General features: G+C 49.5%; 25 protein-coding genes. 3 read left to right on the top strand and 22 right to left on the bottom strand.

The genetic code is table 11. The annotated features are described in order from the left end of the window. Window positions 1-8: 8 nt before the first annotated feature. From AOC34_RS02455 to fliF, 22 genes are all read right to left on the bottom strand, one after another. Window positions 9-731, bottom strand: coding sequence for a flagellar basal body L-ring protein FlgH (locus AOC34_RS02455; protein WP_234408135.1), 723 nt, complete (start codon window positions 729-731; stop codon window positions 9-11). Further along, window positions 731-1,519 (bottom strand): flagellar basal-body rod protein FlgG, encoded by a 789-nt coding sequence (gene flgG, locus AOC34_RS02450; protein ID WP_108468619.1) that lies wholly within the window; start codon window positions 1,517-1,519, stop codon window positions 731-733. The genes AOC34_RS02455 and flgG overlap by 1 nt, the downstream gene beginning before the upstream one ends. 29 nt (window positions 1,520-1,548) lie before the next feature. Then, window positions 1,549-2,310 (bottom strand): flagellar basal body rod protein FlgF, encoded by a 762-nt coding sequence (locus tag AOC34_RS02445; RefSeq protein WP_108468618.1) that lies wholly within the window; start codon window positions 2,308-2,310, stop codon window positions 1,549-1,551. A 22-nt stretch (window positions 2,311-2,332) separates the two neighbouring features. Beyond that, a complete protein-coding gene (locus tag AOC34_RS02440; RefSeq protein ID WP_108468617.1) occupies window positions 2,333-4,021 on the bottom strand; it encodes a flagellar hook-basal body complex protein in 1,689 nt (562 codons plus the stop codon). A gap of 62 nt (window positions 4,022-4,083) precedes the next feature. Then, window positions 4,084-4,785 carry a flagellar hook assembly protein FlgD gene (locus AOC34_RS02435; protein ID WP_108468616.1) on the bottom strand — a complete coding sequence of 234 codons (702 nt, stop codon included), beginning with the start codon at window positions 4,783-4,785 and terminating at the stop codon, window positions 4,084-4,086. 36 nt (window positions 4,786-4,821) lie between these two features. Further along, window positions 4,822-5,226 carry a flagellar basal body rod protein FlgC gene (flgC, locus tag AOC34_RS02430; protein ID WP_108468615.1) on the bottom strand — a complete coding sequence of 135 codons (405 nt, stop codon included), beginning with the start codon at window positions 5,224-5,226 and terminating at the stop codon, window positions 4,822-4,824. Next, window positions 5,223-5,639 carry a flagellar basal body rod protein FlgB gene (gene flgB / locus AOC34_RS02425; RefSeq protein ID WP_108468614.1) on the bottom strand — a complete coding sequence of 139 codons (417 nt, stop codon included), beginning with the start codon at window positions 5,637-5,639 and terminating at the stop codon, window positions 5,223-5,225. Before flgB ends, flgC begins: the two co-directional genes overlap by 4 nt. A gap of 270 nt (window positions 5,640-5,909) precedes the next feature. Continuing rightward, complete coding sequence (locus tag AOC34_RS02420; RefSeq protein ID WP_108468613.1) at window positions 5,910-6,965, bottom strand: carbonic anhydrase; 1,056 nt, start codon at window positions 6,963-6,965, stop codon at window positions 5,910-5,912. Window positions 6,966-7,043: 78 nt separating this feature from the next. Next, window positions 7,044-7,814 (bottom strand): hypothetical protein, encoded by a 771-nt coding sequence (locus tag AOC34_RS02415; protein WP_108468612.1) that lies wholly within the window; start codon window positions 7,812-7,814, stop codon window positions 7,044-7,046. After that, window positions 7,804-8,586, bottom strand: coding sequence for a flagellar biosynthetic protein FliR (locus AOC34_RS02410; protein WP_108468611.1), 783 nt, complete (start codon window positions 8,584-8,586; stop codon window positions 7,804-7,806). Before AOC34_RS02410 ends, AOC34_RS02415 begins: the two co-directional genes overlap by 11 nt. A gap of 3 nt (window positions 8,587-8,589) precedes the next feature. Further along, complete coding sequence (locus AOC34_RS02405) at window positions 8,590-8,859, bottom strand: flagellar biosynthetic protein FliQ (RefSeq protein ID WP_108468610.1); 270 nt, start codon at window positions 8,857-8,859, stop codon at window positions 8,590-8,592. Window positions 8,860-8,864: 5 nt separating this feature from the next. Beyond that, a complete protein-coding gene (gene fliP / locus AOC34_RS02400) occupies window positions 8,865-9,611 on the bottom strand; it encodes a flagellar type III secretion system pore protein FliP (RefSeq protein ID WP_108468609.1) in 747 nt (248 codons plus the stop codon). Beyond that, the gene (locus AOC34_RS02395; RefSeq protein WP_108468608.1) at window positions 9,608-9,946 is read right to left on the bottom strand and encodes a FliO/MopB family protein; all 339 of its coding nucleotides are present in this window, start codon (window positions 9,944-9,946) and stop codon (window positions 9,608-9,610) included. The genes fliP and AOC34_RS02395 overlap by 4 nt, the downstream gene beginning before the upstream one ends. Window positions 9,947-9,951: 5 nt before the next feature. Continuing rightward, on the bottom strand, window positions 9,952-10,329 hold the full coding sequence (fliN, locus tag AOC34_RS02390; RefSeq protein WP_108468607.1) for a flagellar motor switch protein FliN: 378 nt from the start codon (window positions 10,327-10,329) through the stop codon (window positions 9,952-9,954). Window positions 10,330-10,361: 32 nt separating this feature from the next. After that, window positions 10,362-11,459, bottom strand: a complete 1,098-nt coding sequence (gene fliM / locus AOC34_RS02385) for a flagellar motor switch protein FliM (protein WP_108468606.1) — start codon at window positions 11,457-11,459, stop codon at window positions 10,362-10,364. A gap of 32 nt (window positions 11,460-11,491) precedes the next feature. Beyond that, complete coding sequence (locus AOC34_RS02380; RefSeq protein WP_108468605.1) at window positions 11,492-12,241, bottom strand: flagellar basal body-associated FliL family protein; 750 nt, start codon at window positions 12,239-12,241, stop codon at window positions 11,492-11,494. A gap of 27 nt (window positions 12,242-12,268) precedes the next feature. Then, window positions 12,269-13,852: a flagellar hook-length control protein FliK gene (locus AOC34_RS02375; protein ID WP_108468604.1), complete on the bottom strand. Its 1,584-nt coding sequence runs from the start codon at window positions 13,850-13,852 to the stop codon at window positions 12,269-12,271. Window positions 13,853-13,878: 26 nt separating this feature from the next. Further along, the gene (locus tag AOC34_RS02370; protein ID WP_108468603.1) at window positions 13,879-14,325 is read right to left on the bottom strand and encodes a flagellar export protein FliJ; all 447 of its coding nucleotides are present in this window, start codon (window positions 14,323-14,325) and stop codon (window positions 13,879-13,881) included. Between the two features lie 6 nt (window positions 14,326-14,331). Beyond that, entirely contained in the window at window positions 14,332-15,717 is a 1,386-nt protein-coding gene (locus tag AOC34_RS02365; protein ID WP_199908311.1) for a FliI/YscN family ATPase, read from the bottom strand. Beyond that, entirely contained in the window at window positions 15,714-16,520 is an 807-nt protein-coding gene (locus AOC34_RS02360; RefSeq protein WP_108468602.1) for a FliH/SctL family protein, read from the bottom strand. The genes AOC34_RS02365 and AOC34_RS02360 overlap by 4 nt, the downstream gene beginning before the upstream one ends. Continuing rightward, entirely contained in the window at window positions 16,507-17,601 is a 1,095-nt protein-coding gene (gene fliG / locus AOC34_RS02355) for a flagellar motor switch protein FliG (RefSeq protein ID WP_108468601.1), read from the bottom strand. Before fliG ends, AOC34_RS02360 begins: the two co-directional genes overlap by 14 nt. 17 nt (window positions 17,602-17,618) lie before the next feature. After that, complete coding sequence (fliF, locus tag AOC34_RS02350; protein ID WP_159074792.1) at window positions 17,619-19,568, bottom strand: flagellar basal-body MS-ring/collar protein FliF; 1,950 nt, start codon at window positions 19,566-19,568, stop codon at window positions 17,619-17,621. Window positions 19,569-19,746: 178 nt separating this feature from the next. Here fliF and AOC34_RS02345 point away from each other — a divergent pair, with 178 nt between their 5' ends. Genes AOC34_RS02345 through fliE form a run of 3 tightly spaced genes read left to right on the top strand, consistent with a single transcriptional unit; the run spans window position 19,747 to window position 22,748 of the window. After that, window positions 19,747-20,889 carry a sensor histidine kinase gene (locus AOC34_RS02345; RefSeq protein ID WP_159074791.1) on the top strand — a complete coding sequence of 381 codons (1,143 nt, stop codon included), beginning with the start codon at window positions 19,747-19,749 and terminating at the stop codon, window positions 20,887-20,889. A 23-nt stretch (window positions 20,890-20,912) separates the two neighbouring features. Then, window positions 20,913-22,403 carry a sigma-54-dependent transcriptional regulator gene (locus AOC34_RS02340; protein ID WP_108468598.1) on the top strand — a complete coding sequence of 497 codons (1,491 nt, stop codon included), beginning with the start codon at window positions 20,913-20,915 and terminating at the stop codon, window positions 22,401-22,403. A gap of 21 nt (window positions 22,404-22,424) precedes the next feature. Beyond that, window positions 22,425-22,748 (top strand): flagellar hook-basal body complex protein FliE, encoded by a 324-nt coding sequence (fliE, locus tag AOC34_RS02335; RefSeq protein ID WP_108468597.1) that lies wholly within the window; start codon window positions 22,425-22,427, stop codon window positions 22,746-22,748. The last annotated feature ends 163 nt before the right edge of the window (window positions 22,749-22,911 follow it).

Genomic DNA, 22,911 nt, shown 5'->3' with positions numbered 1-22,911 from the left:
GGTCGCCATTAGAACGGTGCGAGCTTTAAAAATAAACGCGTCAACCATCCAGCGCCCTGGGTATCATCGGTGGCACCGCGACCACGGTATTCAATCCGAGCATCGGCAACCTGCTGGGACGATACTTGGTTAAACACCAGTGTGTTTGGATTAACAACACCGCCAAAGCGAATAATTTCTTCTTCGTTGCTCACGGCAACTTGCTTTTCACCAGCAACCACTAAGTTTCCATTCGATAGAATTTCAACCACCGTCACGGTAATAGTTCCTGCAAAGGTATTACTGGCTGCGCTAGCGCCAGTTCCTTCAGTTTTAGTATCACCAGATCCACCGAAGTTAGCGACGTTTGCAATACTGGTGTATGGCCCAAATGGAGTTGAGCCAGTATTGCCAAATTGGGAACTGGCGTTTGCCTTCCGTGCAGCAGACATCCCAGAATTTTTTGCGGCACTGGTTGTTTCATTGAGAAGTACGGTCAGCGTATCCCCAACATTACGTGCGCGGCGATCCTCAAATAAAGGCCGATGGCTTACCGCATTGACATACGGGCCGCCAGAGTTTGCCGGGTAGAGACTACCCATATTGGCTGACGTTTCCTGAATGGGTCGTGGACGTGCGGTTGACGGTGTAGTCAACAGGGATGGGCGATCAGCGCTAGCGCAACCACCCAGCACGATGGCGCACATTGCCAGAATGGATAGCTTTGGATAGGCTCTAAACAAGGTCATCATCACTGTCCCATATTGCTTACGCGCTGTAAGATTTGATCGGTTGCAGTCACTGCGCGCGTATTGATTTCGTAGGCACGTTGCGACGCAATCAGGTTTACGAGTTCTTCCGCTACGTTGACGTTCGACTGCTCAATGTAATACTGGTTTGTTGTGCCCATACCATTCGATCCAGCAATGTTATTTTGCGCTGTGCCGGAAGCGGGGGTAGGAATAAAATTTCCGCCGCCCAAGGCTTGCAAACCAGCTGGATTAATGAAATTTGCCATCGTAATTTGACCTGCCTGAATCGCATTGGTATTGCCTTGCAATGTGTACTGCACCAAGCCGGCCTGATTGATGGTGATCGATGTAGCGGTTGCCGGAATAACACCAGCGCCAGCAACAACGTTGCCTGCCGCCGTCACGATCTGACCCGTTGCACTTTTACTGAACTGTCCATTACGGGTATAGGCTAATGTTCCATCTGCCAACTGGATCTGAAAGAAGCCATTGCCTTGAATGGCAACGTCGAGTTGATTTCCAGTCTGAACCAATCCGCCCTGAATATTGTTTCGTTCGGTCGAAGTAACAGCGGCACCAGAACCAATCTGTAAGCCCGTGGGCAATAGATTTTGCGCGTTTGCTGCAGAGCCTGCAGAACGTAATGTGGTGTAGAGCAAATCCTGAAACATCGGCTGGACACGCTTAAACGCAGTGGTCGATGAATTCGCTAAGTTATTGGTAATGACATCCAGGTTGAACTGCTGGGCGTCCATACCTGTTTTTGCTATCCATAAGGAACGTAACATTTTTTATTTTCTCGTGTTATGAATGTAAATTAGAACCGTGTGAGGGATAGCAAGCTGGTTGCTGTTCTAGCGTTTTGGTCTGCAAATGTAATAGACCGGCTGTTTAAATCAAACATCCGACTCTGATCAATCATTTGCACCATCGCTAAAGTTGGATTGTTATTACTCATCTCAAAGGCGCCCTGCACAACTCGCACAGCAGGATCTGCTGCAGCCTGTTGCCCCGGCAAATCAAAGAGGCCATCAGCAGCCCTAACTAATTCGTTGCTATTCGGGTTAACTAACTTTAGTTTGCCCGCCTGATTCAAAAATTGGGTTCCTGGCAATTGGGTGAATACTGCGCCATCTTCAGCGATTTGAACAATGGCCCCAATCGGAATTGTTATGGTGCCGCCAGATCCTACTACCGGTATGTCCTTGCCTATCATCAACATACCCTGCTCATTGACCATGAACTTACCCGCCCGGGTGTAGGCCTCTTGTCCGTCTGGGCGACGCACCGTAAACATACCGTCACCCTTAATCGCTACATCCAATGCATTGCCGGTAGTTTGTAACTGGCCCTGGGTGAAATTACTCCCCGGCGTCGTCTCTACTGAGAACACCCTCGTATCTGCGCCATTCCCCGTAAATGGGACGCCATCGCCCTTCAGCGGCACCGCGCGAAAGGCGCTGATGACCTCTCGAAAACCTGGCGTCAATGCATTCGCTAGATTGTTCGAGGTGACCGCCAACTGTTGCGTCGCAGCGGTGGCACCCGTCATCGAGGTATAGGCGTAACGATTAATCATTTACGTAGTCATTTACTTATCGTTAGCGACCAATATTGATGGCTTCATCAATCAAGGTTGATGCCATTACTTTGGTCGCTTGTGAGACTGCGGAGTATTGGCGTTGCAACACCATTAATTTCACTAGCTCCCCTGTTAAATCAACGTTTGATTGCTCAAGGGCCTTTGCGCGAATTTGCCCCAATGTTCCATCGCCTGGAAAGCTCAACAATGGATCGCCCGAGGCGGATGATGCTTCAAATGTGTTGTTACCGTTCGGAATCAAGCCTTCAATGTTATTAAAGTATGCAAGCAATACCTGCCCTTTAATTTTAGATTTACCATTGTCGTACTGAGCAACTAGGTTTCCACTGGAGTCAATATTGTAAGAAACCAGTTGTGATGTTGCTGAACCATCTTGGTTATTCCCGTAAGTCTGAGCGGCCGAGGTATAGCCCGTCATGTCAGTACTATCCAATGTAAACTGGACGATACCGCCATTATTCGTTTTACCAAATGTACTTCCTTTACCGCCGCTGGCATCAATTTTGAATTGCGTTGCAAACTGTGGTTTTCCAAAGGAATCGCGTGATAACGAATCTAAATTCTTACCGGCAATAAAGGCAATGGTTCCCAACGAGGTCTGCTCAGGCGATGTAACACCACCAATAGTCACATTAGTGAGCCCTGTCTGAGTAGCATCACTTGCTACTGCATTGCCATCTAGAGTCGCATAAACCTGATAACGGTCAACGCTGACTGTATATTGTGCAGCAACCGCAGGTGGACCTCCAGCGCCAGCAGTTGATTGCGTAATGGAAAGATTTGTACCGTCTTTTAACTTTAAATTATAAGTTGAGCCTACTGTATTTCTAGTACCGCTCATCAACGTTAATGTAGTCTCAGAAACAGTCTGGGTTGTCGCATTAGGCGCGCCCACCTGAGCAACTGAGGTTGTGGCAATCTTATTAAACTGCTCCCCCGCTGGAGTTGCGCCCAGACTTTGGGTAGGACTAAAGTCAAATATAGAGTCTGCGATAGTACCTGGAGTACGCGCCGTAATTGTTAAATTTGCCGGATTTACCTTTTTGTAAAACATCGTTAAGGTATGCGCCGCACCCTTGTCATCATATACAGTCTGCGATGTTGCTTGTGAATACGTTGCAGGAACTTGTGCGTTAAAGATATTTCCTGGGTTTGGATCAACACGGTTATCAATGTTCAAATTGATATTGGAATTTTTTGTGGCCTGCTGAGCCATCGGAGTTGGATCCAAGGTCAAAGTAGACTTTGCAGTCGAAAGCACCTTACCAGCCGAGTCTGCTGGATAGCCAACCAAGAACATCCCGTTTTGATTCACGATCCGGTTTTGACTATCTACAGCGAACTGGCCATTGCGGGTGTACTGAAATTTAGTTGGGTTTTCAGTAGGAACTGTTCCGTCCACGGTCTTGGCCAACTGGAACATCCCGGGACCAGTTATTGCCATATCCAATGGATTTTGCGAACCTACTACCGTACCGTACGCAGCCGTTCTACGAATGGACATGCGGTATGCACCCATACCCGCACGATCTTGAGATTGGGGATCTTGCGCTCTAAAGAATTGATCCGAGAAAACATACTCACCCGACTTATAACCAATTGTCTGTGCGTTTGAGATGTTATTACTGGTTACATCAATTGCCTCTGAGGCTGACATTAAACCTGAAAGTCCGATTCCGTATCCCATTTTGTTTCCTTTATTCTTACTTTGTTTGTCTTATTTACTTTTGTTTGTTATCTGCTTTTAAATTAGCTAATCCACTGCTGAACTTCGGACGCATTAATCGTTCGTCCATCTAATAGATTGAGGATTGCATCGCCATTAGTGCCCTTCGTTACAGACGCGACTACGGATGCAACATAAGCCGTTGGATTTTCACTGGCATCTGCCGAATTTGTGCCGCTTAAGCTGAGGTAATACATTCCAGCTGGCGCCGTGCTGCCATCGGCATTTTGTCCATTCCAAATGAAATTAGTCATGCCGGTATTTACACTACCCAAATCAACACTATTGACGGTATTGCCACTAGCATCCTTAATGGTTGCCACAACTGATTTCAGTGGGTTTGCAGCACTCGCGCCCAACATAACTTGGTTTTCCCCATCAAATGCAATGCCATTACCTGCAACGGCTGGACTATGGCCGATCAGGGCAGCCTGATTCATGAAATTCACGCTTTGCATTTGCGATAGCATGGCATTCATCGAGGTGTTCATGTTAGCCATGCTGCTCACCATATTGAGCTGCGACATTTGCGCAGTCATGGTGGATGCATCCATTGGCGCCATTGGATCTTGATTCTTGATCTGTGCGATGAGTAACTTCAGAAAATTTTGTGTTTGCTCAGTCGCAGTCCCGCCAGCCGATGATGTAGGTGAAGCATCAACTGGTTTATTTGCTGTATTTGGATCGTAGGTCCGTATGCCGTTTAATGGGTTGTTAATTGCCATGATTTCCTCTTATGCTTTATGCACACTCTTAATAACTTACTTACCCATATCCAGGGTTTTTAACAACAACACCCGCGATACATTCATTGCTTCCACGTTCATTTGATAGGAACGCGATGCCGAAATCATGTTCACCATTTCTTCCACTGGATTGACGTTGGGCATCTCGACATAGCCTGCATTGTTTGCCTTAGGGTGCCCTGGTCGATATTCCATCCGCAATGGGGCGTCGCTTTCCAAGACCTTACTAACCTCCACTCCCGATCCTGCTGAGCCAGGTTGCCTTACGGCCATAAACTCCACTTGCCTTGCGCGATAGGGTCGGCCATCGGGTCCCGACATACTCTCTGCGTTGGCAATATTTGATGCGGTGACGTTCAAGCGCATGGCTTGTGCAGTCATGCCAGTGGAACCGATATTAAATGTGGCTAGCAGGCTCATGAGGGTTGCCCTGTGATAGCTGACATGCGTGATTTGATGGTGCTTCCAACCCGGTTAATTGCAAATTCAGTCAATACCGAGTTTTTAGTAAATTCAGAGAGCTCGACATCAGCGTCCACCGTATTGCCGTCCATCGACGGCTGGTTTGGTATGCGGTACAGCAAACGGGGGTCGTCTTGGGTAACTTTTCCAGGAATATGTGCCTTGTGGGTTGTCGCCATGCTTACTGAACTCGAAGTGGCCTTGCCATCCATTTGGGCCTTGAGTACATCGGCAAATTGAATATCCCTTGCCTTGAAGCCAGGGGTATCGGAATTCGCCAAATTGTTCCCAAGCACTTGCTGACGATAGGTACGCAGTTTGAGCGTACTTTCAGCAAAAGCCAGTGAGTCGTATTGCGGCACAGCGTTCATTTCTTCTCCACCCGTTATGGGACTACATATCCTGAGGAGAAAATCCTCACATAAGACTATGCAAGGACTGTGCCAGTTTTAGATTTGGATTTAAATTAGTGAGCACTAACTTTATTAATTGCTTTCCCCAATGCTGGCCTAGCATCGAAAGACAGTGGCATTCTTAGCAAAAACCCCCATTTAGCGGGGTTTTTGGCAGAAGCGGCAAATATTGCCGCTTTATTCAGACTATATGGGTAGGCTTGGCATCTTTTTCCAAGCCCAGCTAACTTAGTTGCCGGTCGATTCCTTAACCAAACGGTCTCCCTTAGGCTGCAATGGACGGGCGTTCATGGGATAGATTCGATCGAAGTTTTTAACCTGCTCTGGGCTAACGTAGATCGGGGTTTTCATGACATAGCGCAACACATTCTCTGTGCATGGGGGCGTTGAAAGCGACCCCATGTAGGTGAAATAACCCCTATCGGCTGGCAATAGTTGGTTCACATCAATCACGACTGGTGGGGTTTCTACCTTCCCTTTCACCAGCGGAACATTATTCCAAAGTGTTTGGATCAGGCTATTTCCCTTCACCTCATCATTACCCCATAAATATCGTCGAGTTGAAGCAGGGGGTTTTGTGCTCATCAATACGCTCACCTCCAGAAAACTGCCGTCATGGTGCTGGTGTACTAAATGCGCGACCATATCGGTACGATCACCATTAATAGCCTCTTCGCTTGGCTTATGAAAGTGAAATTGCACCAGCCGGTACTGACGCCCTTCGGCAATCACATTACTGCCCTCACCGTAGTTCACCAAGACGGTATACCCGTTATCCACAATCGACAGTGGTGAGGGGCGATAGAGAAACTCCAATGGAGCCATCTCGGCCTTTACAGCCCGATCTACGTTGATATTGATCGGGGATTGGCTTTTGCCTTTCATGCAGGCGAGGTTTTCTTTACCGAGGCTAGCCCAATTTTCTGGTCCGCCAGGGCCATCCATATAAGTCCACTGCACCACCTCAATAGGATCTTTTTCAACCGGCTTAGCCGGTGCCTTCGCTACTTTTGGTTTAGCTTCAGGCTTAGTTTCAGGCTTTGCTTGAGGCGGAGGATTGCCCGTAGGAAGATCGCCCGTGCGAATCACAATGTCACCAGAGCCTTTGTTGATCTTATTCAGCAATGCTTTGCTCAGGTCATCATCGCTCGGACCTGACGCGGCAACCGCTTTGGGCTTCGCACTGGCCGCCGCAGGCGCATCGTTCGCAATGGCTTTCGATACCATCATGCAGGACAGCACCATGGCCACTAAGGAGAGGGGTAATTTGCTATATGTATTCATGCTGTTAGTAACGGCTATTTTAGAAATGCTGTTTATATTGCTATAAAAATCAATGCTTTATGGGCACTGCCCTGCTACTTATGGCGCCGGACGCTTTGGGGCGGCCTTTTTTGCTGGGGATCCAGTAGGTAAATCTGCCGCGCCGGTGTTTCCAAGGCTGGGCAGAACATCAATCATCGGCTTTCTGCTGCGCGAAAACATCCAATCGCACTTCATTAAGCCAGCCGAATCCTGATGACTCTCGAGCGGAGTGGACTGCCTCAAGGCCACTTCCAGCGCAGCATCCGTTGGGGGCGGAGTCAAGTCATTGCTCGTTGCCCACCGTAAAAACCGCTGGTATGGGCCAAGCTTCGGTAACTTTCCAGGATCGGCATAAAAATTAGCGCTGCAGATTTGCAAACGGCGCTCAATTTCACTGGCGGGTAGGTAGTAGCCTTCGACCAATAAAGAAGCTACCCTTAGATTGCAGCGGGCCCATGCCGCCATCTCGATCTTGGAACCAACGGTGCTTTTACCCTCCGGTTTTTCTGCCAACAGGGACTCTACTTCGCATTGCATACGTTGGCCGCGAATCTGTAACTTCGTGCAAATATCCTGTCCATTTTCAGCGTAGGGATCGCGCTCTGTAGTGGGCGGGAAAGGGAACTTGGTCTCGCAATCTGCGGGGCCTACTGGCGCCTGCCCAAGGGAGTTCTGCGTAATCCGTGCAGCCTCTTCCGCGGTCGGGGCTGGAGTACTGACGCTCTCGGGCTCTATAGAGATAGTGAGCGTTTGCTGAGCAATACTGACAGAACTTGCCACCGATAAGCACAAACCGAGTAACAGACTAAATACCAATTTATTTTGCATTGGGAACCTCTACGCCTTGGCGCAACAATTGCAGTGGATTTTCGAGGGAGCGCTCCAACACAATTTTCAAATCAGGGAGAATCATAAATATAACCAAGAAAGCCAAGGGAATACTCACCGCAAAACCCACAGAAAACAAATTCATTTGGGGGCTGGTTCTGCTCAAAAAAGCTTGCGTTAAGTTAAACATCATATAGACCAAGAGTACCGGCATAGCCAATATTAATCCCAAGCGAAACGAAGCAGTCACTAAATCCAAAATTCCTTTGGATGACCACGCATCAGGCCAAACCCCAACCGGAATTGTTTTAAAGCTATTCATCAGAATCTCAAGCACGACTAGGTGAACATTTAAAGAAAAGGCTAAAGCAATTACAGTGAGGCCTAAAAATTGACCGACCAAACCCGAATCAAGGGCTGGATCTCGGAAGGCGGTGGAAGCAAAGCTAAAGCCAGCCTGAAAAGAAAGAATCTCTGCCGCGACGTCAATCACCATAAAACCAACGCGGATTACAAAGCCCATGAATGCGCCAATGCATAACTCAATCACCGAAGCAAAAAACGTAATGCTGCCAGGATTCGGAATCAACCCAGACGCAATGACAGGCATCATGTATGCCGCAAACGCAAGCGCTACCATCAATCGAAATCGCATTGGAAGAGCTCGAAAGGCAAAAAGTGGCATGGTTAAGAAAAGGCCAAGCACCCGCATCGAGGCAAACATAAAAATCGCCATGTACTGCTCAATTTGAAGACCGGTGATGGTCAACATAGATTAATTTACCAAACCCGGTATGCTGCTGTAGAGCGCTTTAATGTAGTCAGTGAACAAAACCAAGGTGACGGGGCCAATCAAAACGATGACGAGCCCAAACACAATCAACTTGGGTACAAATGCCACTGTCGACTCATTTACAGAGGTTGCGGCCTGCAAAATACCAATCACCAAACCAACAATCAATAAGGCCATCAAAATGGGGCCGGCCAATACCGCAGCCATCCTCAAAGCTTGGTAAATCAAATCGATGATGACTCCGCTTTCCATGGCAGCTAATTAATATAACTTTGTACAAGCGAGGTGGCTAACAGCGCCCAGCCATCCGCCAACGCAAACACAATCAGCTTAAGGGGTAAGGAGAACATCATGGGCGAGACCATCACCATACCAAGCGAAGTCAAAATACTGGCGACCGCAAAGTCAATGACCAAAAAGGGAAGGTAGATCACAAAGCCTATCAAGAAGCCCGTTTTAATCTCTGAAATGGCAAAGGCAGGTATCAATACCGTGAATGGCACATCCTCGCGCGTATCAATGTTTTGTCCATACATTTTGGCAAACAGATTGAGGTCATCCCGACGCGTCTGCTTGAGCATAAATTCTTTTAAAGGCTTGCCGCCAACCTCTACTGCTTCTGGGAAACCCATCTTACCGGCAGAGTATGGTTGGTATGCATTCTTATAAATGGAGTCAAAGACTGGGTTCATGATGAACAGGGTCAGGAAAAATGACAGTCCAATCAAGACAATATTCGGAGGCATCGTCGTCAAACCCAAGGCCTGACGCAATAACGAAAAGACAATCAAAATTCGCGTGAAGCTCGTCATCAAGACCAAGGCAGCCGGCAGAAAACTCAGCGAGGTCAGCGCAATGATGGTTTCGACTGGAACGGCATACGACGTGCCGGCAGCACCTGACTTAGCCGTGACGAGCGGTAAAGTCTGACTCCACACCGCTAATGGAAACAGCCCAACGAGGGCTGTTAGACCAACGGAGTACCAAAATATTTTTCGCTTCATCCCAATTTTCGTTTCACAAACTGGCGCAAGTTATTTGCAAAATCGACGCTTGTTGCTTGCGGCTTCAAATTGGCTACGTCTTCAGGATCAAGTTCAGTGATCAGGGTAATCTGACTAGGCGTGTGGCCCACCACTAAAATGCGATTTAAGACATTGAGAACAATGACACGCTCACGGGGGCCCAATGCCTGCTGTGCCAAGATCATCACATGGGGATTACTGGTGCGGATGGCGGCGTCGCGTTTAACTAGAAAAGCGACAACCCAAATCAGGGCTGCTGCAAGTGCGAGCCAGATGAATGAGAAGAGCAACATACCTCCAACCGTGGAGTCCATGTCAATTAACGATTAATTTTTCGCAGACGCTCTGCTGGAGTCACGATGTCAGTCAAGCGAATACCGTAACGGTCATTCACAATCACAACTTCGCCCTGCGCAACTAAACATCCATTCACCACAACCTCAAGGGGCTCGCCCGCCAAGATATCCAATTCAATCACCGAGCCATACGTTAGGTTAAGTAGATTGCGGATTTGCATTTTGGCACGGCCCAGCTCCACCGTTACCTGAACAGGCACGTCCATTACGAGGTCGATTTCATTGAAATCGGGATTAACTCGTGTACCTTCCTCTAAATTGTTAAAGGTGGCTTTACGCAAGGAGCCGGATACATCGGCACTGGTCATTGATTTCGCTAAATCGTTGTCGTTTTCAGCCATGGTGATTCCTTATTCTGTGCTTTCTCGGTGCTTTATTGGCCATCAGGGATTAAGCCATCTGCCGCTGCACTTATTGTATCGCTTGGGCTGGCAGTTGCGGGTACCTGAGCCTGACTTTGGGCGGCTTCTGGAAGTTGCTCATACAGCTCGCCTTTTTCAGCGCTCCGCATCATGCTAGGGCCGAGGCGTGCACTTTCAAGGGGGCTCTTGAGAAACTCGGTCGGGTGCTGAATCGTACCCACCTTGACCGAATAACGGCCATCCTTGGTGCCATATTGACCCTTAATCACAGGCAAACCATCGACGTACACCGTGACCGGGTCGTTAATCTCGATGGGGATAATGTCCCCAACCGAAAGGGACGTAATTTCACGGAGCAGCATCTGTTTGCGCGCCAAGACTGCAACGGCCGTTACAGGCGCCTCGTGAACTTGGTCATTTAATAAGTCGGTCCAGTGCTGGTCGGGCTCGGTCGCAAAACCCTGCATATTGTTGTACAAAATGCTTTTGACTGGTTCCAGCACCCAAAACGGAATGCACAGATCAATGTCGCCCGGCCGGCCATTAATCTCAATCGTGAACTTAGAGTGCAAGACCATCTCGCCCGGCGAGGTAATCTTGGCAAAACCGAAGTTGGTTTCTTGCCGCATGAAATCAAACTTAATTTCGTAAACCGATTTCCATGCCTTTTCGTATTCGCTTAAAAAGGCATCCACTAAACGACGAATAATGCGCAATTCGGTGGCGGTATATTCGCGTAAATTGAGTCTTGGTGCCAAGCGCCCTTCGCCACCAAACATATTGTCAATTGCGATGTAAACAACGCCCGGGTCCACGATCCAGCAACCCACCCCCCGCAAGGGACGAATACCGACAATATTAATGTTGGTACGCTCAGGAAACTCGTCTACGAATTTTTGATAGCTCTTCACTACCGGAAGGTGCATCTGCACCTCAATGGGTGCGCGGATCATATTAAAGAGGGTGAGTCGAACCGCACGACTAAAGCGCTCGTGAATCAACTCCAGAGTCGGCATGCGGCGCCGAGCAATAATCTTCGATTTATCAAACATCGCACGCTGATCTTCAGCGTCAATGTTCATCTCGACATTGATTTCCTCTGCCGCCATGTTTTCCTAGGTGGACTTTCTAAAGTAGTCGATTACTGCATCACAAACGAACTGAACAACACGGCTTGCACCGGTAAATCCATTTCGGTGACATTCCAGAACTCAGCTGCAGCGCGGGCTGCTTCACCTGTAATTTTTTGGCCAGAGGATGTCTCTTTCGGAACTGCACCAATGCGCTCTAAATTTTGCATATCCGCTGTACCGGGTTGCTGCTGCAAAATATAAATAGCGGTTAATTGAGGCGCAATGATGGAGTTAATGACCAATGCAATTTCCCGCGCCATCATGACTTTGCCTTCAACCGTGGCCAACTCTTGCATTTGCCGCGAAGACAGCACAGTGATAATTTTGTCGCGGATCACTGGCATGAAATTCTTGATCTTGCCTTCAGTGGCCGAATCGTTGGTTCTCAAAACGATTTTAGCCTGCAGATAATGTTCGCCACCGCGCCCTGGCAGGTTTACGATCATTTCTTCCAAGGGAATATAGATTGGCGGAGCATTCTCTTTACGCTCCATCAACTGTTTCTTCAGAATATTTTCGGGGCGCTTTGCCTCAGCTTCTTTAAGCTTTCTAGCTTCTTCAGAGCTTTGCATGTACAGGTAACCGCCCACGGCGGCCACAAGCAGAACCACAACACCAATGATGATGAAAAGCATTTTCTTGCTTTTTGGTTTTTCTGCTTCTTGGATATTGTCTCCATTTGCTGGGGGGGATGCACCAGCAGCCGGCGCTGCAGCATTTGGATCTAAAGTCGGTTCAATACGCTCTTCATCAGCCATCGCTGTATTCCTCTTTACTCAATAATATCAAGCATACAGGTGAACTGCATTGCTATTATCCCTATTATCACCTGATCGGACCGAACCGATAGCCAATGTTGTATCTGAGCGTTGAGAAAGTGGGGGTGGGCTGTTGTAAAAACCCGATCGAGGATTGCTAAAACCTTGCTCGCGTGCCTGCTGAAATTGACTGTCCTGCCTCAAATCCAGTGATAAATTCAGGCCCATTTGGGCAAATTCATTTTTCAAGCTCTGGCCGCCCTGATCCAGTCGGGACTTGGTGGCATCGCTGGCGCCTTCCACTATCAGGTGGGCACGTCCAGCCGGGTCAATCCGCAGATCGATGCGAATGGTTCCTTGCTCTGGCGGTGTTAATTCCAAGAGGATGCGTCCGCCACCTGATTTGGCCGCATTCATAACCTGCTCATGAAGTGGGCCTGTAGCCAATGAAACCTCGGCAGCTTTCATTTCAATTTTTTGCTGATTACTGATATTTTGGGCATCTACGCGGGCTAAATTAGCAGCATTGGCGGGGTTAAATTCCCCTGTGTCCAAGGTATCCTTAAATTCCCTATTTTCATTAAGGGATATGCTGTGCGCCTCGATCGCACCCTTGGCATCCACGGCGCTCGCACTCAGTAATGGCGCTCCTTTTGCAGCTGCAGCCTTATCACCCGATTGGCCAGGCGTCAAAATGGCATCCGATGATTTTGCTTTCACTGCTTTTTCGCCTGCACTGATCAGTGCATTGGCTGCTTTAGGATCTGTGGCGTTTTGAATGGTGGCGGCTTTAGCAGGGTCAACTACACCTGCTTGCTCAAGGACTGCGATTGGTTTTTGCTGTCCAGCACCTTCCGCCGCCAACAACTTAATGGAACCCAAGTCAGCAGCCTTATTCATGAGCGCCGTTAATTGCGTCTGAATCTCTGGTGGCAAGGTAATGCCATTTTTCTGAGCCAAGCTCTGAATCGCGCTCGCAATTTGGGCTGGAGTTTGAGCTGTAGTTTGACCTAAAGACTGTTGTTGCAATGCCTGCATTAGGGATGCGGCCTGGCTTTGCATCGCTATTTCAGCGCTTTGGCCAGAGGCTTTCATGGCTCGTGAGAGCGCTTGCGTTATTAAGGCCGATTGCTTGGCATCAAGCTGCTGACCATTTACCAACTGCATGAGACCCTGGGTATCTGGGCTACCCGCCTGAGCATTGAGACTTGCCATCAGGCTTTGAATGCGCGCTGCTGAATCGGTTTCCGCTGAGTTCACCTGTGGGACTGCTGGATTAGGCGTTTGCAGGGCAGTATTTAAGAGGCCTTGTGCAGCGAGCTGTGCCATCAACAACTGCATTGCATCGGTAATTTTTGCAGGATCTTCCGCTTGAGAGCCCATTCTCGGCAAATTTTGCCGACTAAATGCCAGCGGCATGGGCTGAGAACTAACTCTATCTGATCCTGCCCGCGCCTCAAGGCGCGTCATGCTGGACCGATCCAAGGCAGCTGCAAAGGCTTCAAATCCGGCGGGCATAGCAGAGCCGCCGGGCATAGAGCCTGGCTTGCTAGTGGCGCTATTCACGTCACTGGCTGCTGCTTGCATTCGAATTTGACCTACTGTTGGCATAGCCTCTCCAAAAGGAACACTACTTACTATGCATCTTTCGTGCCAGAATTGGCACTTGCCCTCGCGGCGTAGTTATCTTCAAACAGGTTCATTTCCGCCTTCGCCTTCTTTTTCCTGGCTTCCAGCTTCATTTTGTCGACTAATTTTGTTAATCCGCGGGTACGCATTCTGGCCTGAGTGGCGGTTTGTAGGGTGTCTTCTGAGGCCCTCGCTAAGCCTTGAATTTGCCCATCCATCTCGATGGAGCTCTGAATCAGCTTTTCTCGAAACGCATTGGCATCCTGAATAAAGGCAACGGAAACACTTTGATTGCCGCCGGCAATCATTTGCACTTCATAGTCCTTGGCATACTCAAGTACTTGATTTTGAAAGGCTTTAGTTTGGTTTACCTGTCCGGCAGCCCTTTTTGCTCGGGCCATGGCTTGATCTTCGCGGATCTTGGCTAGGCGCAGGAGCAGTTCAATTGCGGACATATTGCATTACACCACTGGGGGAGCAATCTCGAACAGGCGCTTTTCCGTTTCGTCTATTGGAATGGCTTGTTCGGCATCTTGCTGTAAAAACGCCTGAATGTGAGGCCATGCTTGCAGTGCAGCATCTAAATCCGGATCGGTTCCCGCGATATACGCGCCCATCGAAACCAAATCACGCCCCCGCATGTAGCGACTGTAAAGTTGCTTTAAACGCCGTGCAGACAAAAGATGTTCTTTAGAAACCACTTTGGGCATCACCCGAGAAATCGACTTCTCCACATCCACTGCGGGGTAGTGGCCACTGTCGGCCAATTCACGCGATAAGAAAAAATGCCCATCCAAAATACCCCGTGCGGTATCCGCCACCGGGTCATTGGTGTCATCGCCTTCGAGCAAGACGGTATAAAACGCCGTAATCGAACCGTCTGGGTTTGCGCCATTACCAACCCGCTCCACCAGTTCTGGCATCCGCGCAAATACGCTGGGCGGATACCCTCTAGCGACAGGCGCCTCCCCTAAGCTCAGGCCAATCTCCCGCAAGGCCATAGCGTAGCGGGTTAAGGAATCCACAATTAAAACGACGTGCTTGCCTTGATCTCTAAACCAGATGGCCACATCGGTGGCATACGAAGCACCTTTTGAACGCGCTAAGGGTGAGGCATCTGCAGGAGCAGCAACCACCACCGCACGCTTAAATGATTCTGGTCCAAGCGTGTCCTCACAAAACTCACGCACCTCGCGACCGCGTTCGCCAACCAAACCAATCACAATCACATCCGCCACGCAATTGCGCGCCAGCATGCCGAGCAAAACACTTTTGCCCACGCCCGATCCTGCAAAAATGCCAACCCGCTGCCCACGGCCAACCGTTAGCAAACCATTAATCGCTTGGATGCCGACATCCAAAGGTTCGTGGATCGGTGTTCGGTCCAGTGGGTTTAGGGTTCTCTGAATGAATGGCGAAAACTGTTTTTCACCATATCCTTTTCCATCAATCGGACGACCTAAGCCATCGACTACGCGCCCGAGCAGGTTCTCACCAATGGGCAGAGGCTCGCCAACGCTACTAGAGGTATAGCCCGAACCCGAATTAAATGGCGTGTTTGCCGGATAGACGAGCGCGCCCGGAGAGATGCCCTCCATGGTATCGATCGGCATCAAATACGTAATGGCGCCATTAAAACCAATGCACTCCGCATCGTAGGTTTTACCGCCAAGCTCAGACAAAATGGTTGCGCCAGTACCAATGCTCATAGGCAAGCCCTCAACTTCGAGCACGATGCCCGAAACCCGTTTGAGCTTGCCTTCCCGAATGGAACGCGGAGCCACTGCTAAATGCTGCCGGCGCGCCTCCAGCTGATCTGCCAATTGAGCAGGCAGTAGATGGCTCACTCTTTTTCTGCCGGAGGAGGATCCAGTTCATCCGCAGGCGGATCTGGATCCAATGCAGGAGGTTCGCTGGGCGCATTGCCGAGCAGCTGCGTGTCACTCTGTGGCATTGCATCGGCTGTGCTGTCTATCTCTGCAATAGCGTCTAAGCCCAAGGCATGGCGGACGAGTGCAAGGCGGGCCTCTTGGCCAACGTCGATTCGGGCGCCGCTGACTTCAACATAAGCATGCCCTGGACGCACGTCCGCATCGACCAAAATAGTGCAGTTAAATGGGAGGCCCGGATCATCCACAATCTTTTTCCAGGACTCCACTTCTTCTGCCCGTAAACGCAGGTATAAATTTTCACCTGGGCGGGGCAAGCGCATGAGTGCCTCTTGAACTGCGGCAACAAAGGGAGCGCGCTCCATCGATGCATTTGCTGTGAGGCGTGAGGCGATTTCAAAACTCAATTGGGTTAAAGGCTCAGCAATCGCTTCGGGCATGCCGGTGAGCGCCTCCAGCAAGCGGCCTAAAGCATCTTGCAGGCGCTTGGTTTCTTCATCCGCTTCTACATAGCCTTGCTTGTAGCCTTCACGGTAACCGGCTTCTTTGCCTTCTTTGTAGCCGGCATCTCTGCCTTCCACAAAGCCTTGGTTCGAACCCAACTCATAGGCTTCTTTATAAGCACCTTCCCGAATCGCCTCTACCTCTTCCACCGTTGGGTAATAAATGGGCGCAACCTTGGGTGGCTTAGGGGGCTTTGGCGGATCGAAAGAGGGCGGCTCCCACCTCGTCAGCAAGGAGTCCTCATCAGAGGAAGGCATCGGCTGACTTGCCCCTTTCCATGATCATGCGACCTTCATCGGACAAGGCGCGGGCAATGCGAATAACTTCTTTTTGCATCTCTTCGACTTCTTGTACTTTGACGGGTGGCCTGGTTTCCAGATCTTCGCGAACACCGTCGGCAGCACGCTTTGCCATATTCTTGAACAGCTTTTCGCGCAGCTTTGGACTTGCGCCTTTCAATGCAACGATTAAGGTGTCTTGTGGAACTTCTAACAACAGGGTTTGCAGCGAACGATCTTCGATTTCGTTGAAATCCTCGAAGACGAACATCTTCTCTTGAATCGCATCGGCCAATTCCACATTGAAATTGCGAATTGTATTGAGCGCCTCTTTGTCCAAGCCGCCCGAAAGCATATTGAGAATTTCTGCGGTCGGTACCACGCCGCCCACGGTACTTCTGCGGAAATCCGCATCGGGTCCTGCAGAGCGCGACATCACCTCGTTCAACTCCTTCAAAGCGGCCGGCTGTACCTTCTCAAGCAAAGCAATGCGAAGAATCAACTCGTTACGCAAGTCATCACCAAATAACTTCAGTACCGATGCTGCCTGCGATGGATCTAAGAACACCATCACGGTAGCAATAATTTGCGGATGTTCATTTTTGATCATCTCGTAGAGAACATCGGATTCCATCCGCTTGAGCGTTTCAATACCAGACATGTCCAGCGTGGATTCAAGGCGACCTAGCAAGTCAGAAGCGCCTTCTGCGCCCATGGCTTTGGTCAGCATGTTCTGCATGAAGGAGTCGGTATCAAACGCTACTTGCGAATTATTTTCAGTGACTTCTTTAAATTGGCGCAGCACTTGCAAAACCAAATCGCGACTTAAGGAACGCACCACCGCCATTTTTCCGGAAAGGCGCTGCACTTCAAATGGGGTCATTTGGCGCAAGACATTTGCTGCCGATTCAGCGCCAACCGCCAACAAGACCACGGCGGCACGCGAAGCACCATCCAGCTCGTCAAAAGTCAGATTGCCAGATTGAGTTGCTGCCTTAACACCTTCCTTGAGGGCTTCAGCAATCGAGAGCTGTTTGGGGGCGGCTACTTCATCCGGCATCGTATTTACCCTTTATCTCAAGCAGCAGCGGCCGCAGCGGCATTCGCAGTATTTGTCTTGCTGGCATCGTCAGCTAACCACTCTTTAAATATAGAAGAAACCACCTTGGGGTTCTCTTCCACGAATTCCTGTGCGTACTTGAGTAACTCTTCGTACTCTTGTTTTTTTCCTTCATCCGCACGTTTACGCTCTTCTTCCAATTTGGCACGCTCCGCTTCAAGATGAGCACGCTCTTCCTCTTCAGCAATCCGCTGACGCTCTTTGAGCAGCTCCATTTCCATGCGGCGTTTCTCGCGCGCCTTTGGATCCATCTGAGCCATCTCGGCTTTGATTTTCTCATCAAACTCTTCTTCGATGCGCTGCTCTTCCAAAGCCTCATCCATTTTCTTAGGAAAGAGCAATGGCTTCACTACGCCAAAGAAAATAATCGCCAAGGAACCCAAAATAATAGCGAACTTAAAGAACTCTTTACTGAGCTCAATAACGCCAGCCTGCTTATAAAAAGGAGGCTCTAGGTCAGCCTCGATCTTAAATGGAATGTTGGCAACACTGACGCTATCGCCACGGCGCTCATTAAACCCAACCGCATCGCGGGCTAAATTATTAATCTGCTCTAACTCTTTGGCGCTGTACGGAACTGGCTTGAGTGGATTGCCTTCCTTATCGACCCCAGGAGGTTGCTTGAAGTTCACAACGACACCAGCGGAAATCCTTCTAACCTGACCTTTTTGGGACTTAATGCTCTGAATGGCGCGATCCAATTCATAGTTGATCGTGGCATCCCTTTTGAGGTTAGTGGCCGTTCCGCCAGAGCTGCTTGGAGGTGCATTGAGGTTCTGCGGTCCGGTATTGGCGGCCGCTCCGCCTGGAGCATTAATAGGAGCCTGCGCGGCGCCGGGTGGCTGGTTGGTCAGGGCGCCGGGCACACCCGCCGCGGCAGATCCAGGCGATGCTGCTTCATTGGTTTGCTGGCTGCGAATCGAAGATTGATTGGGTGGCGAGTTGCGACCAAAGGTTTCTTCGGTGCGCTGCACTTCACCAAAGTCCATGTCGACTGTAACCTGCGCCCGGATATTCTCTTTACCGGTGATCGGCTCAAGAATCGCCTGAACCCGTTTGGATAACGCGCCCTCTAACTCTGCTACGTACTTTAATTGGGTACTGTCGAGGCCCATTAGACGCTGTGCGTTGGGCGCCAACAAGCTTCCTTCAGCATCCACAATCGTCACATTGGCCGGGCCTAAATTCGGCACAGAAGAACCAATCAGATTCGTAATGGCGGCAACTTGTTGTGAATCGAGGAAGCGACCTGGATGCATCGTAATCACTACGGAAGCCGTGGGCTTTTCTTGCTCACGCATAAACGCAGTTTGCTTCGGAATGGCCAGCATCACTCTGGCTGATTTCACTTGGGCTAATGAACTAATGCTGCGCGCCAATTCACCTTCAAGGGCGCGCTGATAATTAACTTGCTCAACAAACTGGCTGGTACCCAATTTTTGGTTTTCAAGGAGTTCAAAACCAACGTTGCCTGCTTTCGGCAACCCTTGTCCAGCAAGGCGCAAACGGGTTTCATACACCGAAGATTCAGGAACCAAAATTGCAGCGCCGCCTTCAGTGAATTTGTAAGGCACATTCATCTGTTGCAGGGCAGCTACGATCGCAGCTCCATCGCGCTCATTGACGCTGGAGAAAAGAACGCGGTAATCGTCTTTGCTGCGGCCAGAAACCGAAACAAAAATCAGCACCGAGATAAACAAAAAAAGTGCTGCGGTAACAATGAGGCGTTGCTGGAGATTGAGGGCGCCAAAGCGCTGCTGCAATTCACCTAATTTTGAGGGGAGTTTCACCTTGCCCGTGAATGGGACAGCTCCTGGAGTAGCTTGGGAGGCAGCCTTAGAGCCAATATTGACTACTGCTGCATCCTTTGCGCTTTCCTGTAATCCGGGCTTTGCTTCTTCGCTCAATGGGTCGATTCCGTCAAATCAGGCAATGTTATTTTAGAACTATAGCACTAAATATAGAACATTTTTGCCATTTTTCCCTAAATATTGATATTCTATGCCTTGAATGAGGCAAAAATTGCCGCCTTGCGTATGCGTAAACGCAAGCCATGAACTATGCATTGATAGGCATCGATACACATTGACCAAGCCCGCTGCTACCGTAAACGTGGAGCATGATCCCGCCCTGGCTGCAAAGCACCTGGAAGAGGCGTTTGCCATTTTTTATGCGGAGTCCCAAAAACTCGAGGCCCAGCAAGCGGACCTCCAGGACAAAATCAACCAGCTGAGTTCCGAGCTCCAGCAATCCAATCAACGGCTTGGCATCTTGTTAAATGCGATTCCGGCTGGGGTGATCCTGCTGGAAAACAACATTGTGTTGCTCCATAACCCGGCCGTATTGCATTTTTTACCTAGCCTTAGCAAGGGCCAGCAATTTGCCTTGCCAAACGAGTGGCAAGCCTCGATCGCCCCCGGTGAGTACGTGATCGGCGGCCCAGAAGACCCTAATTCACCGCAAAAAATGGTGCAAGTCATTCGCATTGATGAAGGCACCCGTAGTTTTATTCAGATTCAAGACATTACCGCCAACATTGCACTTCACCAAGAAACCCAGCGCGAGAACCGCCTCACCGCGATGGGCAAGATGGCCGCAGGCATTGCGCATCAGTTCCGTACACCGCTTGCTACCGCCCTGCTCTACTCGTCGCACCTTTGCGACGATGAAGTGCAGCCTGAGATGGCCAAAGAATTTGCCTTGCGTCTACGTAAGCAGTTAATGGACCTTGAAAAACTCTCGCAAGACATGTTGCGATTTATTTCCAATCGTCCCAATAAAACAGTACTCACTTCGGCCAAGCAACTGATTGAAGAAGCACAAGCCAGTATTCAGGCGCTCTTTGAAACCCAAGGAGTCACCCTCTCCATTGATTGCGCTATTCCCGATACGGTGATGTTGCTGGTAGAGCCCAAGTCCATCCCCAATGCTTTGGTTGCGATTCTTGAAAATGCACTCGCTGTTTCGAAAGCCGGCGATACCGTCTTACTCAGTGCAACAACGGAATCCAAGAAGCTCATCATCACGATTGCAGATCAAGGCCCCGGTATTGCCAGCACCATGATTGATTCTTTATTTGAGCCATTTTCTACCACCAGCGCCAATGGCACGGGCCTGGGCTTATCGATTGCTAAAAATACCTTCGATGCGCACCGCGGAAGCATTGGCGTTCACAACACCCACGAGGGTGCCGTTTTCAAAATCACCCTACCTATCACCCAATCTTAAATACGCATAAGCGGCTTACTGAAATGAATGAATCCATCGATGCACGTTTTCCGGTAATTTTGGTTGAGGACGATGAAGACCTCCGGGAAGCCATTGCCGTCACGCTGCGCATGAAGCACATTGACTTTGTCACGCATCAGCGGGCAGAGACCGTGGTACCCCTCTTGCGCCCTGGACTCAATACGGTGTTAGTCACGGACTTTAAGCTGCCAGGCATGACTGGCCTCGATCTTTTAAAGATTGCGCAAACCCAGTGCCCCGATTTACCGGTTGTCATCATGACCGCATTTGCCGATACCAAGCTCGCAGTAGAGGCGCTCAAGGCAGGGGCAAGGGACTTCTTGATCAAACCGTTTGTGCCGCAGCAGTTAATTGAAATTATTTCTCGTTATCACCCACCCGAAGCGCCAAAAGCAAACTCCAACGAAGCAATTGCATCGGTAGAAACTGCTCCTAAAGCCAAGGAAACGGGTTCGCAAATTCGCTCCGTCGAACATAGCGTGATTGCCGTCGATCCCCAAAGCATTGCCACCTTCACGCGCTGCGAGCGCGTGGCAGCGACCGACACCAGTGTTTTAGTCACCGGTGAATCGGGTGCTGGTAAAGAGGTAATTGCGCATCACATTCATAAAACGTCCAAGCGTGCCAAAGGACCTTATGTAGCGATTAATTGTGCTGCTATTCCAGAGACCTTGCTGGAATCCATTTTGTTTGGTCATGAAAAAGGCTCGTTTACTGGTGCAACCAAATCCCAAGCTGGTAAGTTTGAGCAAGCCCACAAAGGCACCCTCTTTTTAGATGAGATCGGCGAAATGCCAGCGCCACTGCAAGCCAAACTATTGCGCGTCTTGCAAGACAAAATGATTGAGCGCATTGGCTCAACCGATTCCATTCAGGCAGATGTGCGCATCATTGCAGCCACTAATTTAAATCTGCAAGAGCAAGTCAAGGCAGGCAAGTTTCGCGAGGATCTGTACTTTCGCTTAAACGTCTTCCCTATCCATGTTCTGGAATTACGCAATCGTCCGCTCGACATTATTCCCTTGGCCGAGTTTTTTTTGAAGCGCTACAGCATGAACATCGGTCGCGAATCGCTGACACTCAGTACCGCCGCGAAAGCACTGCTCCAAAAGTACCCTTGGCCTGGCAATGTTCGGGAACTGGAAAACATCATTCAGCGGGCGGTTTTATTGGCCGATGGGGACCAAATTTATGCGGAAGATTTAGAGCTAGACGATTCCCAGCTAACCCACCCTGGTCTCGCAGACCACCGCCCAAAAGAGCCAATAAATCAGGATTTGAGCAGCGCAATGCCTCAAAATGGCACAGAAATTGCATCAATAAAGGGTGAAATAGGCCAAGACATTGGGTCAGTTGAGCGAGAGCACATTCTCAAGGTGTTGGCAGAAGTAAATGGAAATAGAACAAAAGCCGTAGAAATATTAGGAATATCCGCTAGAGCACTGCGCTACAAGCTGAAGTCTTATAAAGAAGCTGGCTTCCTTATTGATTGATTTTGTTAGATAATTAGATACATGAACACACCGAACGTAGATTCCATGGTTACCCGGATGCAGGCTTTAGCTGCTGCAGCCAGCGGCAAGCCTGTAACTACCGACAGCCAAGATCCGAATCGGGTTGATTTCTCAGCCGTGCTCAAGAACGCCATTGAGAACGTCAATACCGCTCAAAATAGCGCGCAAGCCAAGGCTCAGTCCTTTACGCTTGGGGCATCCGACACCTCCTTAGAAGATGTCATCGTTTCCTTGCAAAAAGCCAATTTATCCCTTCAAGGCATGATTGCCGTTCGCAATCGCTTGGTTGACGCCTACAAAGAAGTGACCAACCTCCAGGTGTAATCGCCTGAACTACAAGCAACACCGTATTAAGCCAAGGCCCAGTTGATCTGGGCTTTTTTGTGCCCAGATGGTCTATTCACCGCAAAAAATGCGGTGAATAATTGCATTTGCGGTGAATACGCAGCTTAATCTCCGCATTTTTTGCGGAGATTAGTTTTCTGCT

Source organism: Polynucleobacter difficilis (genome assembly GCF_003065365.1).
GTDB classification, from domain to species: domain Bacteria; phylum Pseudomonadota; class Gammaproteobacteria; order Burkholderiales; family Burkholderiaceae; genus Polynucleobacter; species Polynucleobacter difficilis.
This window is presented reverse-complemented; position numbering and strand designations above follow the sequence as displayed.

What these genes read in the sequence shown, in the direction of transcription:
- AOC34_RS02455 (WP_234408135.1), bottom strand. Translation starts at nt 731, where the DNA reads ATGATGACCTTGTTTAGAGCCTATCCAAAGCTATCCATTCTGGCAATG.
- flgG (WP_108468619.1), bottom strand. Translation starts at nt 1,519, where the DNA reads ATGTTACGTTCCTTATGGATAGCAAAAACAGGTATGGACGCCCAGCAG.
- AOC34_RS02445 (WP_108468618.1), bottom strand. Translation starts at nt 2,310, where the DNA reads ATGATTAATCGTTACGCCTATACCTCGATGACGGGTGCCACCGCTGCG.
- AOC34_RS02440 (WP_108468617.1), bottom strand. Translation starts at nt 4,021, where the DNA reads ATGGGATACGGAATCGGACTTTCAGGTTTAATGTCAGCCTCAGAGGCA.
- AOC34_RS02435 (WP_108468616.1), bottom strand. Translation starts at nt 4,785, where the DNA reads ATGGCAATTAACAACCCATTAAACGGCATACGGACCTACGATCCAAAT.
- flgC (WP_108468615.1), bottom strand. Translation starts at nt 5,226, where the DNA reads ATGAGCCTGCTAGCCACATTTAATATCGGTTCCACTGGCATGACTGCA.
- flgB (WP_108468614.1), bottom strand. Translation starts at nt 5,639, where the DNA reads ATGAACGCTGTGCCGCAATACGACTCACTGGCTTTTGCTGAAAGTACG.
- AOC34_RS02420 (WP_108468613.1), bottom strand. Translation starts at nt 6,965, where the DNA reads ATGAATACATATAGCAAATTACCCCTCTCCTTAGTGGCCATGGTGCTG.
- AOC34_RS02415 (WP_108468612.1), bottom strand. Translation starts at nt 7,814, where the DNA reads ATGCAAAATAAATTGGTATTTAGTCTGTTACTCGGTTTGTGCTTATCG.
- AOC34_RS02410 (WP_108468611.1), bottom strand. Translation starts at nt 8,586, where the DNA reads ATGTTGACCATCACCGGTCTTCAAATTGAGCAGTACATGGCGATTTTT.
- AOC34_RS02405 (WP_108468610.1), bottom strand. Translation starts at nt 8,859, where the DNA reads ATGGAAAGCGGAGTCATCATCGATTTGATTTACCAAGCTTTGAGGATG.
- fliP (WP_108468609.1), bottom strand. Translation starts at nt 9,611, where the DNA reads ATGAAGCGAAAAATATTTTGGTACTCCGTTGGTCTAACAGCCCTCGTT.
- AOC34_RS02395 (WP_108468608.1), bottom strand. Translation starts at nt 9,946, where the DNA reads ATGGACTCCACGGTTGGAGGTATGTTGCTCTTCTCATTCATCTGGCTC.
- fliN (WP_108468607.1), bottom strand. Translation starts at nt 10,329, where the DNA reads ATGGCTGAAAACGACAACGATTTAGCGAAATCAATGACCAGTGCCGAT.
- fliM (WP_108468606.1), bottom strand. Translation starts at nt 11,459, where the DNA reads ATGGCGGCAGAGGAAATCAATGTCGAGATGAACATTGACGCTGAAGAT.
- AOC34_RS02380 (WP_108468605.1), bottom strand. Translation starts at nt 12,241, where the DNA reads ATGGCTGATGAAGAGCGTATTGAACCGACTTTAGATCCAAATGCTGCA.
- AOC34_RS02375 (WP_108468604.1), bottom strand. Translation starts at nt 13,852, where the DNA reads ATGCCAACAGTAGGTCAAATTCGAATGCAAGCAGCAGCCAGTGACGTG.
- AOC34_RS02370 (WP_108468603.1), bottom strand. Translation starts at nt 14,325, where the DNA reads ATGTCCGCAATTGAACTGCTCCTGCGCCTAGCCAAGATCCGCGAAGAT.
- AOC34_RS02360 (WP_108468602.1), bottom strand. Translation starts at nt 16,520, where the DNA reads ATGCCTTCCTCTGATGAGGACTCCTTGCTGACGAGGTGGGAGCCGCCC.
- fliG (WP_108468601.1), bottom strand. Translation starts at nt 17,601, where the DNA reads ATGCCGGATGAAGTAGCCGCCCCCAAACAGCTCTCGATTGCTGAAGCC.
- AOC34_RS02340 (WP_108468598.1), top strand. Translation starts at nt 20,913, where the DNA reads ATGAATGAATCCATCGATGCACGTTTTCCGGTAATTTTGGTTGAGGAC.
- fliE (WP_108468597.1), top strand. Translation starts at nt 22,425, where the DNA reads ATGAACACACCGAACGTAGATTCCATGGTTACCCGGATGCAGGCTTTA.